This window comes from Bradyrhizobium sp. CB1015 (genome assembly GCF_025200925.1).
Classification (GTDB): Bacteria; Pseudomonadota; Alphaproteobacteria; order Rhizobiales; family Xanthobacteraceae; genus Bradyrhizobium.
This window is the reverse complement of the sequence record NZ_CP104174.1, coordinates 7,155,383-7,169,856: the sequence shown is the minus strand read 5'-3', so window position 1 is coordinate 7,169,856 and position 14,474 is coordinate 7,155,383. Positions and strand designations below refer to the sequence as shown.

11 protein-coding genes are annotated in these 14,474 nt (G+C 58.1%); 8 read left to right on the top strand and 3 right to left on the bottom strand.

The window, feature by feature from the left end:
- Position 1 precedes the first annotated feature (1 nt).
- A complete protein-coding gene (locus N2604_RS33585; RefSeq protein WP_260372252.1) occupies positions 2-1,102 on the top strand; it encodes a glycosyltransferase family 2 protein in 1,101 nt (366 codons plus the stop codon).
- A 21-nt stretch (positions 1,103-1,123) separates the two neighbouring features.
- On the opposite strand, the gene N2604_RS33580 is transcribed toward N2604_RS33585, so the two are convergent.
- Positions 1,124-2,404, bottom strand: a complete 1,281-nt coding sequence (locus tag N2604_RS33580; protein ID WP_260372251.1) for a hypothetical protein — start codon at positions 2,402-2,404, stop codon at positions 1,124-1,126.
- 138 nt (positions 2,405-2,542) lie between these two features.
- On the opposite strand from N2604_RS33580, the gene N2604_RS33575 reads away from it, so the two are divergent.
- The 6 genes from N2604_RS33575 to N2604_RS33550 all read left to right on the top strand — a co-directional run bounded on the left by N2604_RS33575 (position 2,543) and on the right by N2604_RS33550 (position 10,088).
- A complete protein-coding gene (locus N2604_RS33575) occupies positions 2,543-3,736 on the top strand; it encodes an acyltransferase (protein WP_260372250.1) in 1,194 nt (397 codons plus the stop codon).
- 142 nt (positions 3,737-3,878) lie between these two features.
- Positions 3,879-5,225, top strand: a complete 1,347-nt coding sequence (locus N2604_RS33570) for a glycoside hydrolase family 16 protein (RefSeq protein WP_260372249.1) — start codon at positions 3,879-3,881, stop codon at positions 5,223-5,225.
- Positions 5,226-5,402: 177 nt separating this feature from the next.
- Positions 5,403-6,503 (top strand): DUF563 domain-containing protein, encoded by a 1,101-nt coding sequence (locus N2604_RS33565; protein ID WP_260372248.1) that lies wholly within the window; start codon positions 5,403-5,405, stop codon positions 6,501-6,503.
- Positions 6,504-6,516: 13 nt separating this feature from the next.
- Entirely contained in the window at positions 6,517-8,076 is a 1,560-nt protein-coding gene (locus tag N2604_RS33560) for a lipopolysaccharide biosynthesis protein (RefSeq protein WP_260372247.1), read from the top strand.
- On the top strand, positions 8,069-9,151 hold the full coding sequence (gmd, locus tag N2604_RS33555) for a GDP-mannose 4,6-dehydratase (protein WP_260372246.1): 1,083 nt from the start codon (positions 8,069-8,071) through the stop codon (positions 9,149-9,151). Before N2604_RS33560 ends, gmd begins: the two co-directional genes overlap by 8 nt.
- Positions 9,132-10,088, top strand: a complete 957-nt coding sequence (locus N2604_RS33550; protein WP_311739679.1) for a GDP-L-fucose synthase — start codon at positions 9,132-9,134, stop codon at positions 10,086-10,088. The genes gmd and N2604_RS33550 overlap by 20 nt, the downstream gene beginning before the upstream one ends.
- Before the next feature lie 92 nt (positions 10,089-10,180).
- Here N2604_RS33550 and N2604_RS33545 read toward each other — a convergent pair whose 3' ends face one another.
- The gene (locus N2604_RS33545) at positions 10,181-10,981 is read right to left on the bottom strand and encodes an FkbM family methyltransferase (protein ID WP_260372245.1); all 801 of its coding nucleotides are present in this window, start codon (positions 10,979-10,981) and stop codon (positions 10,181-10,183) included.
- A 436-nt stretch (positions 10,982-11,417) separates the two neighbouring features.
- On the opposite strand from N2604_RS33545, the gene N2604_RS33540 reads away from it, so the two are divergent.
- Positions 11,418-12,545 carry a polysaccharide pyruvyl transferase family protein gene (locus N2604_RS33540; RefSeq protein ID WP_260372244.1) on the top strand — a complete coding sequence of 376 codons (1,128 nt, stop codon included), beginning with the start codon at positions 11,418-11,420 and terminating at the stop codon, positions 12,543-12,545.
- Between the two features lie 10 nt (positions 12,546-12,555).
- On the opposite strand, the gene N2604_RS33535 is transcribed toward N2604_RS33540, so the two are convergent.
- Entirely contained in the window at positions 12,556-14,226 is a 1,671-nt protein-coding gene (locus N2604_RS33535) for a putative Ig domain-containing protein (RefSeq protein ID WP_260372243.1), read from the bottom strand.
- Between the last annotated feature and the right edge of the window lie 248 nt (positions 14,227-14,474).

The window sequence follows — 14,474 nt, the reverse complement described above, 5'->3', positions numbered from 1 at the left end:
AATGTTGAAGGAGATACCAAGACACGCTGTGTTGCCGGACGTCGAACCGGCAATTCTGCCGCGCCTCTCGGTCGTCATTCCAAACCACAATTACGCAGCTTACGTGGGATTCGCGATCCGCAGCGCGCTGGACATACGATGGCCGCAGGTCGAGGTGATCGTCGTCGATGACGGGTCGACGGACCATTCACTCGACGTCATCAACGAATTTGCAGGCGAAGTCACAATCATCAGCCAAGCGAACGCCGGGCAGATGACCTCCTGTGTGAACGGCTTTCGCAGATCGTCCGGCGATATCATCATATTTCTCGACTCGGACGATGCCTTGCATCCTGATGTCATGACGGAGATAGTATCTGTCTGGTCCAAAGCCGCGAGCAAATATCAGTTTCAGATGCGCGTGATCGATGCCGACGGGCAGCCGACCGGAAATGTCCTGCCGCAGTACTTCTCCTGCCCGTCCTCGGAGGATGTCCGCAAGTGGATGGCAACCACCGGCGCTTATCCGACGCCGCCCGGGTCAGGAAATGCCTACCCGAGATGGTTTGTCGAGCGTGTCTTCGGCTTTGAGTCCGACTTCGTTGATCGGGCTCCGGACAGCTATCTTTTGGCGGCCGCTCCTGCCTGTGGCGAGATCGTGACGATCACCAAACAGTTGGCGGATTATCGCGTGCACGGCCTCAATCATGGGGCTTTCCTTCAACTCGACGATACCCGCTTTGCGAGAGAGATCGACCTCACGCGGAGGCGGTACAAGTTCTTTTCCGAGGTCGCGCGCATGGAGAGGCTGCCGGTTGCGCCCGATGCGCTCAAGAGCAATTTGATATTTCTTTGTTTGCGGATAGCGTCCTTCAAGCTGCGGCCGGACCTTCATCCAATCGCGGCGGATAGTTCATTGAGCATCGCTGTCGATGCGCTTGGGGCGGCTGCGTCGCCGCAAGGTTTCTCAAGATCGCAGCGCATATCGCTGCTGGCTTGGATCTTCTGCATCCTGGTCAGTCCGCAGTACTTCCGTCGGGCCCTGGTGAGTTTGCGCTACGTGCCCGCCCAGCGGCCGAAATGGTTACGCGCGTTGCTCGGCCGATTCCGCATCATTCGATGATCAGGGCAGGGCCGGGACAGGTCAGACGGCAGCTTTGCGACGGATCGACGTCAGGCCGGCGCCTGGCGGCTGCGACCATACGCACAGCATCGCCATCATGATCAGGAATGGAGCCATGGCGAGATTGCCGCCGCCGAGCTGATAGCACGCCAGCATCGTCAATGCGAGCATCGAGTTGTCTTTCCTGAATATCGAGAGGATGAGATAGAACAGGAAAATCACTAGCCCGATAATCCCGTAATCCGCGACGAGTTTGAGAACGGGATTTCCGCTGCCGCCAAAGTAGGCGGGCGAGCGTTCCAATCCGCCGGGCCCCGAGCCGATGAGCACTCTGTCGGTCTTAAAGAGATAGTCCCAGGTCTGTAGTTGCGCCACGTAGCGAGCATAGCCGCTCGACTTGGTTGAACTGAATTCATCAAGCCTGCCAACGATGGGATCAAAAGGTTCCGGTGCAACGAGGTACGTTGTGCCGATCATCAAGGCAACGGCCGCCCCGATGGCGATAACCCGCAGTGATTTGAGCGGAGCGATCAGGGGATAGACACCGAGGGACACGACGAGCACCAGGAGGCCCGATCCGGACCGAGTGAGCACGTACGAGATGGCATATAGCGGAAGATAGGCAAGTCGCCGCAAAATGAACACATCGACGACCACACCTATAGCGAGCAATTGGGACAGCGCTCCGGGCTCCATCGGGAAAAACCCGTTCGCGCGCCGATTCAACGACCCATAAAATTCCACCGCATTTTGATTGTAGGCGGACTCGACGAGGACCGGATCGAGCGCCGGGATTGCATCCTTGAACGAGAAGATGCGTATTCCGCCGAATTGAAGAACGATCTGGACGATCGCCAGAACGGCGCACAGGCGAACATAGAACAGGAAGACGGGAAGGACCGCCTGGTTCGAGAATCTCGTCGAGGGTCCGAACAGGAAGAGCGAATTCGTGACAAGAACCATCGCAAGTGATGCCGGGCTGGTCTCCACACCGCGATCGGGAGATTCGGCTGCGGCGACCGCGCTGAAGAGAAACCAGACGACGACGAGTCCGAATGCGAGAGTCTGCGGCCCGCGAATGCTCACCACGCCAACCCGCCATCCCCACGCGACGAGCGCGAAGAATCCGAACAGCGAAAAGAAGATCTGTCCGGTTCCGATGAGGAGTCCGAAGCGCTGCATGCAAATGCACAGAATGAAGGCGATATGCGCGAAAATGACGCTGTTGGTCTCGTCGCTTGACGCTACTGCAGCGCGCTTGTTAGACGAGGTTCTGGCTGGGAATGTGTCGAGGCTCACCATGTTGGGACTCGTCGATTACTGTTTCTTGGCGCCTCGGTTGGTGGGTGCGTCTGGGCGCAGCGGAACGATCGCGATCGACCTTGGTCTCCCTCGTGAGGCTGTTCACCCTCTATACTAGAGCCTGTAGCGACTTCCCACATGGAACACAACGCCAGCGCCAGAATTAACCCTTACGTTCATGGTGCCAGAGGTTTGTTTTGCCTCATGGTATTCGTCTATCACGTCGTTCATTCCGGACTGCCCACGTTCGATCTTTTTGCCAAGGGGCTGTTGGGAGAAGCGCTGCAGACCGGCAAATTCGGTGTCGAGTTCTTCTTCGGCATCAGTGGAATCGTGATTCTGCCAAGCCTGTATCGGGCATCCTCGGTCATGACTTTTATTCTTGATCGTTATGCCAGGATTCTTCCTGTGCTCTGGGCGACCGTGATCGCGATCGCGATTTTTGGCTGGCTTTCAGGAAAGGGTCCAGGTCTGCTGCTGGTCGGGGCAAATCTGTTGGCGCCGCCTCCATTCATCGACATCATCCAGATAAATCCAGCCGCGTGGTCGCTCGGATACGAATTCCTGTTCTATGGAGTATGTGCCATCGTTTTCCTGATCAGCGGCGTCAGTCGGCCGCTGGCGCTGGCATTGGCCGTCAGTTCGCTGATCTTGCTCGTGTACTATCCCCGCGCGCTCCTAATGATCGGTGGCGTGCTCATTGCGGAGAAGTACCTATCGTCGACCCTGTTGCAATCGCTGGCGAAGTACCCGGCGATCTTCTTCGTGCTGTTCCTGACTGTCTGGAGAGGCCTCGAGCTTGCCAGCGCAACAGACTACGTTGGCTTTGTCACGCCGGCATATTTGTCATTCCATGACTGGATCTCTGCTTTTCCAGTTGTTGTCCTTGGTGGCGTCTTCGGGACAATTTTCCTGCTTGGCTTGTCCCGAGGAAACGGGCTGTTCGGAAGAATGCTGCGTTGGCAGGTGATGCAATGGCTGGGAACGATCAGCTTCAGTTTTTATCTCTGGCCGCCGATCGTCATGGCCGGGGTCAAGCTGATCATGTACCGAACGGGCGTCGTCGACGCATTGGGGAGCGGATCGCAACTGTTTTTCCTCCTGGTCTCGCTTCCTCCGTCGCTTATCGTTGCGACGATCAGTCATCGCTTCCTTGAAGTGAAGGTGACGGGACAGATTCGAAAACGGCTCGACAGGACCTCTCAAGCGAAACCGGCGGTCCGGCCGATCAGTCAAGCACTCGACGGCACCGAAGGAGGGAGCCTGATCGGGGAACAGTCAAATGTTCTTGATTGTTCGACAAGTCACCGCCCCAAAACGATCGCAAGTTGACTGTCTACTCGGGAAATGCCGCAGAGCCGTGCGCTTGATTGTGCCGGCGACGTGGCAGCGTGACCGCTGCCATCGTCTTGCGCATTGGGCCGGCACAGCGTTTCCCGGCCGGGCCAACAGCCGAACCGAAAGGATCTCGTTGATGATCGAAGCCGTGGGCAAGCAAGTCCTTTGTGTCGCCTCGCTAATCGTTGCACTCGGATCCGCAACGCCGGCCTGGTGTGCTGGCTGGGAGCTGGTTTTTTCGGATGAGTTCAACGGCGACAAGCTTGATCGAACCAAATGGGCCACCCGGTACATCTATAACAATGAGACGATGGATCGGTTCAACGACGAAAAGCAGCGTTACCGCGACAACCACGTGTTGTCCGAGGGTGCGCTGAACCTGACTGCAAAGAAGAATGAGGGGACCGACACGTTCGATTCCGCGATGATCCGGAGCCATCAGACATTCTACTACGGCTACTATGAAGCCCGGGTCTTTCTTCCGAATGCGCGGGGATCGTGGCCGGCATTCTGGCTCGAGGCCGATTACGACATCGATGGAAAGTTCTGGCATCCGCCGGAGATCGACATTTTCGAGTACGTCATCAATGGCGTGGAAGACAAGCCGAACATGCTGCACTCGAATGCCATGAGTAAAGATAAGTGGACGCCGCAGTCCTACACTTATGTGGACAGCTCGTTCGTGCTCCGGTTTCAGGACTTGGTCAGCAAGGAGGATCTGAACAAGGACTGGCATATTGCCGGCTTCGTTTGGGCTCCCGACCGCATCTCGTTCTTCTGGGACGGCCGTCTCGTCTACACGCGCATGTACCAGTGGCTCAGGAAGGATGGCCAACTGGGGCCGCCGGCGCACATTGATCTCAATTACGCCATCGGCGGAGCAGCCTGGGCCGGCCGGCATGGGATCGATGACGCGGCTTTCCCGCAGACGTTCAAGATCGACTACGTTCGCGTCTGCCAGTTCACGTCCTCCGAGCGGGGAAGCCGACAATGCGGTCCGAGCGACATGACGCCGGACCCGAATGAGTTTGGATATAGGGCAGCGCTCAACGACATGCCGAAGCCAACATTCCTCGACGTTACGAATGCAGTAGCGGACAAAAAGCCGAATGCGGGAGTATTGCCGCTGAGCACAACCGATCCGCTCAAGGTCGAAATTCCGATCAAGATTCCGGACGACTACCCGACAAATCGAACGCTTCATGCGTACGTCTTCGACGCAACAACCGGCGCTATGGTCGCATCGGCAAAGAAGCCGCTGCAACAGGTCTCTCGCAAGCAAGGGGAAGATGGCGTCAGCGTGATCGAATTTGGGCTGCCGGCCGTGCCGCGGGAAGGGAACTATCTGCTGGGCAGCAAACTGACGGCTGAAGTCGCGGGCGAGATCGGCCCCAAAGAAGTCCCAGTTGCTTGCGACACCGCGATGGTCCAACCAAAAAAAGCCAGATCTTGCCGTCTATTGTCGCTGCATGTGCGCCGCTGATCGCAGGCCTGCATCCAGCGTGAGCACAACTCGGTGTGATCTGGGTCAAGCCGAGTACCGCTGATTGCGATCGGCGCGCTGTCCGAAGGTCGGTCTGAATTTTGCTTTGGCTGTGGCAGGTGAGCCGTCATGCGGCTTGCCAGTCACGGTCGGTGTCTCTTGCATGGGTAGTCGTCCATGAACTCAAAGGTTCGCGCCGTCAGGCAAATCCTCCGTGGTGCGTTGCGCGGCAGCCCGAGCCGGCTTTGTGATCATCGCGCGTGGCGAAGTGAACATCCGCATACTTGGCTGACTGCCGTCGAGGAAGAGGTCCTGGCGCGGAAGGCGCCGGTTCGATTCGGCAGCCGCGACGCAGGTTTTGGTGAAACTGTTGAAAACAGAATGCCCGAGCTGGGCATTCTCCGCCTGGACAAGGCTCGCATCCTCGGTCCCGACGGCTGGCTCGTGACGGAGGATGGATCGCTGCTCTACGAGAGCACCTGGTACGGATCGTCGTTCTCGCGCCATCCACGATCAATTGCCTACGGGACGCCGCTGCCGCTAGGTGGCACCTGTCTCTCGCTGGCGAGTGATTTCGCCGGAGGAAACTATGGGCACTTCCTGCTCGATTGCCTGGGACGATTGGCGCTATTTCAGAAAAGTGGCCTGTCGCTCGACGACGTCGATTATGTCTATTTGCCCAAGCCTGCGTCCGACACGGCAACCAAACTCGTTCGCCGGCTTGGAATTCCAATGCACAAGTGCGTGTGGGCAGGCCAGGAGGATATCCAGGCCGATCTCGTGATCGGCACTTCGTTTCCAGGCTTGCGACGGAATTACGCGCCATGGCTTACGGAGTTCTTCCGCTTGCAGGTCGCCAAGTCGCCGCTTCGTCACGACAGACGCGTATACGTTCCACGCAAAGGGCAAAGGAAGGTCGCCAATGAACAAGAGCTGATGCCTACATTGAAGAAGTTCGGCTTCCAGATTTACAATTTTGATGATGTCGAGGATGAAGCGGCGTTTTTCTCCGAATGCTCGATTGTCGTTGGCCCACATGGTGCGGGCCTGACCAATCTCGTATTCTGCTCGCCTGGAACCAAAGTGCTGGAACTGATTCCTTCAGACCACGTGCACCCCTACTACTACACGATCGCAACCTCCGCGGGCGCGGACTATTCTTACATCGTGGGGGACAGTCACGGGACGCGCCCGCAGGGAGCGTTTGGGCCAAGTCCATTCGATTTCAAGGTTGCGCCTGACATTTTGGAGCGCGCACTGGAGGCCATCTGTCAATGAACGAGCATTGAAAATGGTCGGTATTGGTGCGCGTACGGCGCCTCCTTTGTCGAAAAATTCAATCGCCATCGGAGCTGCCTGGATCGGCGTCAGCCGGCTGGTGGTTGCCATTCTCGGCTTCCTGAACACCCTCATATTGGCGAGAATGCTCACGCCGGAAGATTTCGGCCTGGTTGCCGTCGCGACGGCCATCATTGCTGTTCTGACGTCGATGACGGAACTGTCCCTGGCATCGGCACTCATTCACCACAAGGATCCAAGTGAAGATCAATTCCACGCCGCGTGGACGCTGAGCCTGGCTCGCGCCTGCTTGCTCGCACTCTTGCTGTCGTTGCTCGCCTATCCGGTGTCAGTGTCCTACGGCGATGAACGTTTGATTCCGATTCTGTTGGTCCTGAGCTGTTCGATTGTGATATCCGGCCTTCGAAACCCGATGCTTGCGATGATGCAGCGTCAACTCGTCTTCTGGCAGGAATTTGTGACGAGCAGCAGCCGGGCGCTCGCTACCATCCTCGTCTCCTCCGGGATCGCTATCTGCTTCAGGAGCTACTGGGCGCTGATCGCCGGAGCCGTCGTCGCCAACTTCATCGATGTCGTCGCCTCTTATCTGATCCAGCCGTTCCGGCCGAAATTCCGGATAAAGGGCAGCCGCACTCTATTCTCGTTCTCTGTGTGGCTATCGCTCGGACAGGCCGTCAGCACGCTGAACTGGCGTTTCGACCAGATCATCATCGGATATTTCCTCGGGAAATCCGCCCTGGGTGGATATGTGCTGGGCAGCGACCTGGCCGCGACGCCGACACGCGAAGCAACAAATCCGCTTGCCGGGACGCTGTTTCCGGCGTTCGTGAGGCTGAGGGACGACAAAGCCGCCCTTCAACGAGCTTATCTGTCGGCCCAAGCAATGCTGTGTGCGATCGCCTTTCCGGCCGGGTTCGGTTTCGCGTTGATCGCCGATCAATTCGTTCCGCTCGCGCTGGGTGAGGCCTGGGCAGGCGCGACAATCGTGATCCAGCTCCTCGGTGGTGCAATCGCGTTGCATACGCTCAGCGCGACCGTCCAACCCCTTGGTCTGGCGCTTGGGCAGACGCGCAGGTTATTTCATCGCGACGTTGCGATCCTGATCGTGAGGCTGCCTGTCATTGTTGCGGGCCTGTGGGTAGGAGGGTTACTTGGCCTGCTGGTCGCTCGCGTGGCGGTTACGCTCGGCGGTGTCGTCTACAACATGGTCCTGGTCCGCGAGTTGATCGACACCTCTGTCTCCCGGCAATTTCTCGTGAATCTGAGGACCGCTTTGTCCACCTGCACGATGATCATTGTCGGTCTTCTGACCAATTGGGTCTTCACCACATCGGTTGGCCATGAGTCTCACGTCTATGCTCGGTTGGTCGCTGTTGTTCTTGTGAGTGCGCTTGCCTATGTCGGGTCACTCTTTGGATTCTGGCGAGCGGCAGGCTCGCCGGCCGGGCCCGAGCGTGAGATCCTGCGTATCCTCGGCGCAATCGCCAACAGGTTCGGGAAAATGGGAAAATCGTCGATGACAATTAAGCAGTCGGGTGAGCAATATGAATGAAAAGTCGAAGCGCCGCGTCGCGCTGATTACGGGCGTCACCGGTCAGGACGGTGCCTATCTCGCCGAGTATCTGATCGGCCGGGGCTACATCGTCCACGGCATCAAGCGGCGGTCGTCGTCCTTCAACACGGCCCGTGTCGATCATCTTTATCAGGATCCGCATGCCGGCGATGTGCCGTTCCTGATGCATTACGGCGACATGACGGATTCGACAAACCTGATCCGCCTGATGCAGCAGATCCGGCCAACCGAGATCTACAATCTGGCTGCACAGAGCCATGTGGCGGTCAGTTTCGAGAGCCCGGAGTACACCGCGAACGCCGACGCGATCGGAACGCTGCGGCTTTTGGAGGCGATCCGCATTCTTGGCATGGAAAAGGAGACGCGGTTCTATCAGGCGTCCACCTCCGAGCTCTATGGCCTCGTGCAGGAAGTCCCGCAGAAGGAAACGACTCCCTTCTATCCGCGCTCCCCTTACGCGGTGGCGAAGCTCTATGCCTATTGGATTACGGTGAACTACCGCGAGGCCTACGGCATCTTCGCCTCGAATGGTATTCTCTTCAACCACGAGAGCCCGATCCGCGGCGAAACCTTCGTCACCCGCAAGATCACACGTGCCGTTGCCCGCATCGAGACCGGCCTCGAAGGGACGTTGTATCTCGGGAATCTCGAGGCCAAGCGCGACTGGGGCCATGCCAGGGATTATGTCGAAGGCATGCACATGGTCCTGCAGGCCGACCGGCCCGACGATTTCGTACTGGCAACCGGAGAGACCCGCTCGGTGCGCGAGTTCGTGGAGCTCGCCTTTGCCGAAGTCGGCCGCAAAGTCGAATGGCGGGGCAAGGGCGTCGAGGAAACCGGAATCGACAAGAAGTCAGGCAGGATCGTCGTGCGAATCGATCCGACCTATTTCCGTCCCACCGAGGTCGATCTTCTGATCGGCGACCCCAGTAAGGCGCGCGAGAAGCTCGGCTGGAAATCCAGAACCCCGTTCGCGCAACTCGTTAAGGAAATGGTGGCTTCCGATCTGCTCGAGGCCAGGCGAGAGGTCACCAATGGCAAGCAATCCATTTGAGCTGGCCGGCAAGACCGTCTTCGTAGCCGGCCATCGCGGCATGGTTGGCTCCGCGTTGGTGAGGCGGCTTGCGCAGGAAAATGTCGAGCTGCTGACGGTGTCGCGGAGCGAAGTCGACCTGCGTGATCAGGCCGCCGTCGATAGATGGTTTGCTGCAAGGCGTCCGCAGGCAGTGTTCCTTGCTGCCGCCAAGGTCGGCGGCATCGTCGCCAACAATACGCTGCGCGCCGAGTTCCTCTACGAAAACCTCGCGATTGCGACCAACGTTATTCACGCTGCGCATGTCAATCGATGCGAGAAGCTGATGTTCTTTGGCTCCTCCTGCATCTACCCCAAACTGGCAGTCCAGCCGCTGCGCGAAGAGTCGATGCTGACTGGCCCGTTGGAGCCGACCAACGAACCCTACGCGATCGCCAAGATCGCCGGCATCAAGATGGTCGAGGCCTATCGCAGCCAGTACGGTTTAAACTTCATCAGTGTAATGCCGACCAACCTTTACGGTCGCGGCGACAATTATCATCCCGAATACAGTCACGTCGTCGCGGCGTTGATCCGCCGCTTCCATGAGGCCAAGACGTCGGGGGCGAAGAATGTCGTGGTATGGGGCACCGGCACGCCGCGGCGCGAATTCCTCTTTGTCGACGATCTTGCGGACGCCTGCATCCATCTGATGAAAACCTATTCGAGCGGCGAGCTCGTCAACATCGGCACCGGCGTGGACATTGCGATCGCCGAATTTGCCCGTCTAGTCGCGGCGACCGTCGGCTATTCCGGCGAGATCAGCTTTGACACCTCGCGCCCCGACGGCACCCCGCGCAAATTGCTCGAGGTCAACCGGTTGGCGAAACTGGGTTGGCGGGCCAAGACCTCGCTCGAGGATGGGCTCAAATTGGCCTATCAGGCATATCTTAGCGAGAACCGTCAGGCGGGGGAGTAGGGACCCCGCCTCGTCATTGCGAGCCAACCATCGCGCATCGGCGCGCCCGTTTTCAGCGGCTGGCGCGATTCATCGGTGCAGCCACGGGGCGATCACTCTGGAGCGACCCAGCATTTCGGCAGCACGACATCATCCCTGTCGGCGACGTTTCTCCTGTCGAGCTCGTGAGGAAACGTTCTCGCAGGGGTCCGTCGAGAAACGCGATCCTTGCGCAAGAACGAGAATTCCATGATCGGCGGGACCTTGAAGCCCCTGTACTCGATGGGTTTGAAGTAATTGTTTGGATGAATGTGTACGACGTCGAAGTGCTTGGTGATCTTCTTGAAAACAGCGCCGATCAGCGTGAGACCGATCGGATTGAGAATTCTGTCCAAGGAATGGAACTCGATGATTATGATCCTGAAGCGCTTCAGGTTGTCGCAGCTCGTCTCGATGAGAACCTCGTATTCGCCGCCTTCAATGTCCATCTGGAGGATGAGATCGCCGGTCTGAGGGCCCTTCCTCGACATCCAGTTCTCTAGAGTCATGAACCTGGCGTTGTTTTCGTTTCCGAGGAATTTCTTTTCGAAATCGAGCAGGTCATTGTGGATCGCGGGTGCATCCACCGAGAAGTCAGCGAGGAAACACGGGATGCCGCGTTCGGCAAGGCCGAGCTCGAAGTCAGAGACGTTGTAGACGCCGGGCGAAAAGCAGCCGACGCATCCATCCAGATCGTCCGGAACCAGATAGCCGCCATCAGCCGATCCGCCCAGTCGAATCAATTTCTTGTCCGTCACGACAGGAAAAAGGTCCCGGAAGAACTCCCTGAGCTCCTCCTCCTTTGAGGTGCCGGATATCATAAAGTCGTTATCGAGCAGGCGAGCCTTTACGTAGTCTTTCAACAAACCGATCATGCGGTTTACTCCGAGCTCGCTAACGCACCTGGGTGCAGGCTTGCTGCCAGAAGCGGCATTCCCGTAGGCTCGCTGCCTATGTACGTTGCGATCAACTCATTTGCCTGCCTTAGGACTTCAATAGATTCGATTCTTGTCATGAATATGTGCGGTGTTGTCGCTAATCGGCAGCGCTGCCGAGACTTGCCTTTTGGCTGCTAAGCCGATCTATTCCGTGTCTGGAACCCGATCAGCTTTCCGCATCGGCGAGGGGGACACCCAGAGAGGCACGAGAGCGTGAAAGAGGCAGAAGCCGGCTGAGCGCGAAAGATCGAATGACTGGCGCGGGAAGCTCGCAGCAAACGTCCGGCGTTCTCGCTGCCGGCACGCAGATGCGTCGTTCGCGCAACCGTAGCGCGCGTCCTTGGCGCGGCAATGGCAGAAGTGGATTAGTCGAATGAGAAGTTTTGCCGATGCATCGAAAACCGTTCGATGCTGTGATGCGACCGACGGGACCGAACTCAGGACGATGGCCGAAATTCCCATGAAGGATTCTCGTACACTCATTGCAGAAATGCAGGATGAGATCGAAAAGGTCATCGGGCCTCATCTGGAGGGTGTCGAGAAGTTTGCGCTGGTGGATTTCCCCAACCACTCAAATGTGGGCGACAGCGCCATATGGTTGGGTGAAGAGACCTATCTGCAGAAGAAGCTAGGCCGAGCACCGTCCTACGTCTGCACCTATGACACCTGGTCAAAGGAAGAGTTTGAAAGAGCCGTTCCTGCCGGACCTATACTTATCCATGGTGGGGGAAATTTCGGAGACCTGTGGCCCAGCCATCAGGAGTTTCGGCTCAGGCTTCTGTCGGAGTTTCCGGATCGCCAGATCATCCAGTTGCCGCAAACCATACACTTCTCCTCGACGGCAAGTCTCAAGCGCGCCGCGGAGATCATCAACTCGCACAAAAAGTTCCGGATTCTTGTCCGCGACGTGCAAAGTTTGAATATCGCGACAAAGGAATTCACGGCGCCCGTCGATCTCTGTCCGGACATGGCTTTCTGTCTGGGGGCGCAGAGGTCGCCAGCGGCAATAACCAGGAAACTGTTGCTGCTGCTCCGAACTGATCACGAGAAGGTGGAGCAGAAGCGTTTTCCGCCGCTCCCAAACTTTGCAGTTGTCGAGGACTGGCTCATCGAACAGCGAGGCTTGGGAAAGTGGTTGTTTGTCAAGGCGCTGCTTGAGACGGCGCTCCTCGTGCTCAAGGGCAGGACGCCATCGGAGCTCGACGTGCGCATTCGGTGGTTTCACCTTCTCGCGTCGAACCGTGTAGCCCGTGGCATGAGGCAGGTTGGATCGTCGGCCTACGTGATCACGGACCGGCTTCACACCCACATCTTTTGCGTGTTGTTGAATGTTCCGCACTCGGTCCTTGACAACAACTATGGCAAAATCAGCACGTTCGTCGACGCGTGGAGCAAGCCCTTCGAAAAGCTGGGTCGGCCATTGAGCACCAGTGTGGACGACGCCCTCGCAAACTTTCTGGACATCTGCCAGGGCAGTTCGGCCCCGCCGGATCGAGGTTGAGGGTCGAGTATCATCCACCGTTCGGGCGGCCCGCCGGATCGTGCGCGTGGACGGTCAACGTTGTGGTCCTGTTTGTGGTCTGGCCCGCATTGTTTGCGCAGGAGATTGTCAGGTTGCTCACCCCTGTTGCCGTTGGGGTGCCACTGATCAGCCCGGTGGAACGGTCGAAGGCGAGCCCCTGCGGCAGGCCTTTGACGGAGAAGATCTTCGGCATCATGACTCCGACATCGCACTCCCCATAGATGTCGTGGCGGTAGCTGTCGCCTGCGGCGGCTGAAAGAGAGCGCGTCATCACGTGCGGGCCGCGATTGATGGAGAATCGCAGCGGCTCCATCGTTGAGCCATCAGGTTTGTAGCCATAAACGACGACATGAGAGCGTCCGGCATTGCCGTTGCCGGCGGTGAAGTCCGCGTTGATCGTGCGGGACGCCGGATCGTACGAAATTCCTTCCGGGAATTGCGTAAACGTCGTCTGCTCCGTCATACCCGGTTCGGAGCTGTCATAGGGTACGGCCTGGACGAATTCAGTAACGCTCGCATCACCCCAGAGCGCCTTGGCGCTCGGCAGCACAATCGTGCCGTTGCCGTCGTAATCGATATTGAGATCTGCGACCGAAACCAGCGGCTTCCAATGCTTGACGCCCGTCGTCCGCCAGCCGCGGATCCAGTCGACATCGAGATAGGCGCCGGTCGCCGAGCTGGCCCACGCTGCAGCGTCGTACGCCTCGCCCGCGAACGTGTTATTGAATATGTGTGACGTCAGCAACACAAATGAGGGCATATTCTTCGTATTGGAATCCACGCCGGCAAACTGGGATCGAAGGGCACCATCGACGTAGAGTTGGGTGTTTCCGCCGTTTCGAAAGACAAAACTGAAGACGTGGAACGTGCCGTCCATATAGTCGAATGGTCCGGCGCTGTTGTCGGTCGAGATTTTCCCCGAGGTATGGACGATATTGCTGAAGTGCATCCCTTGGGAGTTGCATTCCAGATCCCACTCGTTGCCTGTTGGATTGAGCACGGGTGCGACCGAATAGGTCCAGAACGCGGGATGAAAGCCGGCCGGATTTGTAAGCCTGGGGCTGAACCGGGCGCGGATCTCGATAATGACGGCGTTGGCCGTCGGGTAGTATGCAAACGCCCCGGCGGTATGGATCATCGCGGAGAGGTGCGACCGCACGCCTCCGTTGATGGATCGGTCGGTCGGCGTAAGGAATGTCTGCTCGCGGGTTGTTGCCTTGCGCGCGGCGAGGCGCAGCACCGAGCCGGAGATCGACATATTGTCGAAGCCAACCGCGACGCCGCGGTTGCGGTCCTTGTAGCCTGTGGTCAGCGGGTCGGCATCAAAAGCTGTCCCGAGCGACGTGGTATTGCCGCGGATACCCGGATGATAGGCGCCAGTCGGGAAGAACTTGCCGCGAGCGTTTGCCGGACCCACGATATCGAGAGAGTTGAATTCATCTCCCCACGACAGCGTATAGCCCGCATACAACCCACTGCCATTCTGGCCGATGACCGCGCCGCCGACGATTTGGCTGCGTTCCTCAAACAGCGGGATGAATTGCAGGCGCTGTCGCAAACCATCGTTGCTCAGGCCAAGATAAAGGGCTGAGCCAATGACAGTCAATGATGCGACGAACAGTGCTGCAATGGTGCTGTTCATTCGACGCTTTGATGACATCCACTACTCTCCTACTCGAGACCGCCGCGAGTTTCGGCAGGTACATAGTCACTCGTCGCTGAGGAAGCGTCGGTTCGGTGCAAGGCGTCCGAAATGCCGGTCGCCTTAGGTGTAGCCGCAGATTTCGCCGTGCGTTACGAAACATGACCGTGAAATGGCCACCAGGATGGCAGCCGCTGGGCGCGTGCCGCGTCCTTGTCAGCAGCGACAAGTTCGCGGTAATCGTTTTGGAGATCACGTGCAATACG

Coding starts and splice junctions, on each gene's coding strand:
- N2604_RS33585 (WP_260372252.1), top strand. CDS start 2: ATGTTGAAGGAGATACCAAGACACGCTGTGTTGCCGGACGTCGAACCG.
- N2604_RS33580 (WP_260372251.1), bottom strand. CDS start 2,404: ATGGTGAGCCTCGACACATTCCCAGCCAGAACCTCGTCTAACAAGCGC.
- N2604_RS33575 (WP_260372250.1), top strand. CDS start 2,543: ATGGAACACAACGCCAGCGCCAGAATTAACCCTTACGTTCATGGTGCC.
- N2604_RS33570 (WP_260372249.1), top strand. CDS start 3,879: ATGATCGAAGCCGTGGGCAAGCAAGTCCTTTGTGTCGCCTCGCTAATC.
- N2604_RS33565 (WP_260372248.1), top strand. CDS start 5,403: ATGAACTCAAAGGTTCGCGCCGTCAGGCAAATCCTCCGTGGTGCGTTG.
- N2604_RS33560 (WP_260372247.1), top strand. CDS start 6,517: ATGGTCGGTATTGGTGCGCGTACGGCGCCTCCTTTGTCGAAAAATTCA.
- gmd (WP_260372246.1), top strand. CDS start 8,069: ATGAATGAAAAGTCGAAGCGCCGCGTCGCGCTGATTACGGGCGTCACC.
- N2604_RS33550 (WP_311739679.1), top strand. CDS start 9,132: ATGGCAAGCAATCCATTTGAGCTGGCCGGCAAGACCGTCTTCGTAGCC.
- N2604_RS33545 (WP_260372245.1), bottom strand. CDS start 10,981: ATGATCGGTTTGTTGAAAGACTACGTAAAGGCTCGCCTGCTCGATAAC.
- N2604_RS33540 (WP_260372244.1), top strand. CDS start 11,418: ATGAGAAGTTTTGCCGATGCATCGAAAACCGTTCGATGCTGTGATGCG.
- N2604_RS33535 (WP_260372243.1), bottom strand. CDS start 14,226: ATGTCATCAAAGCGTCGAATGAACAGCACCATTGCAGCACTGTTCGTC.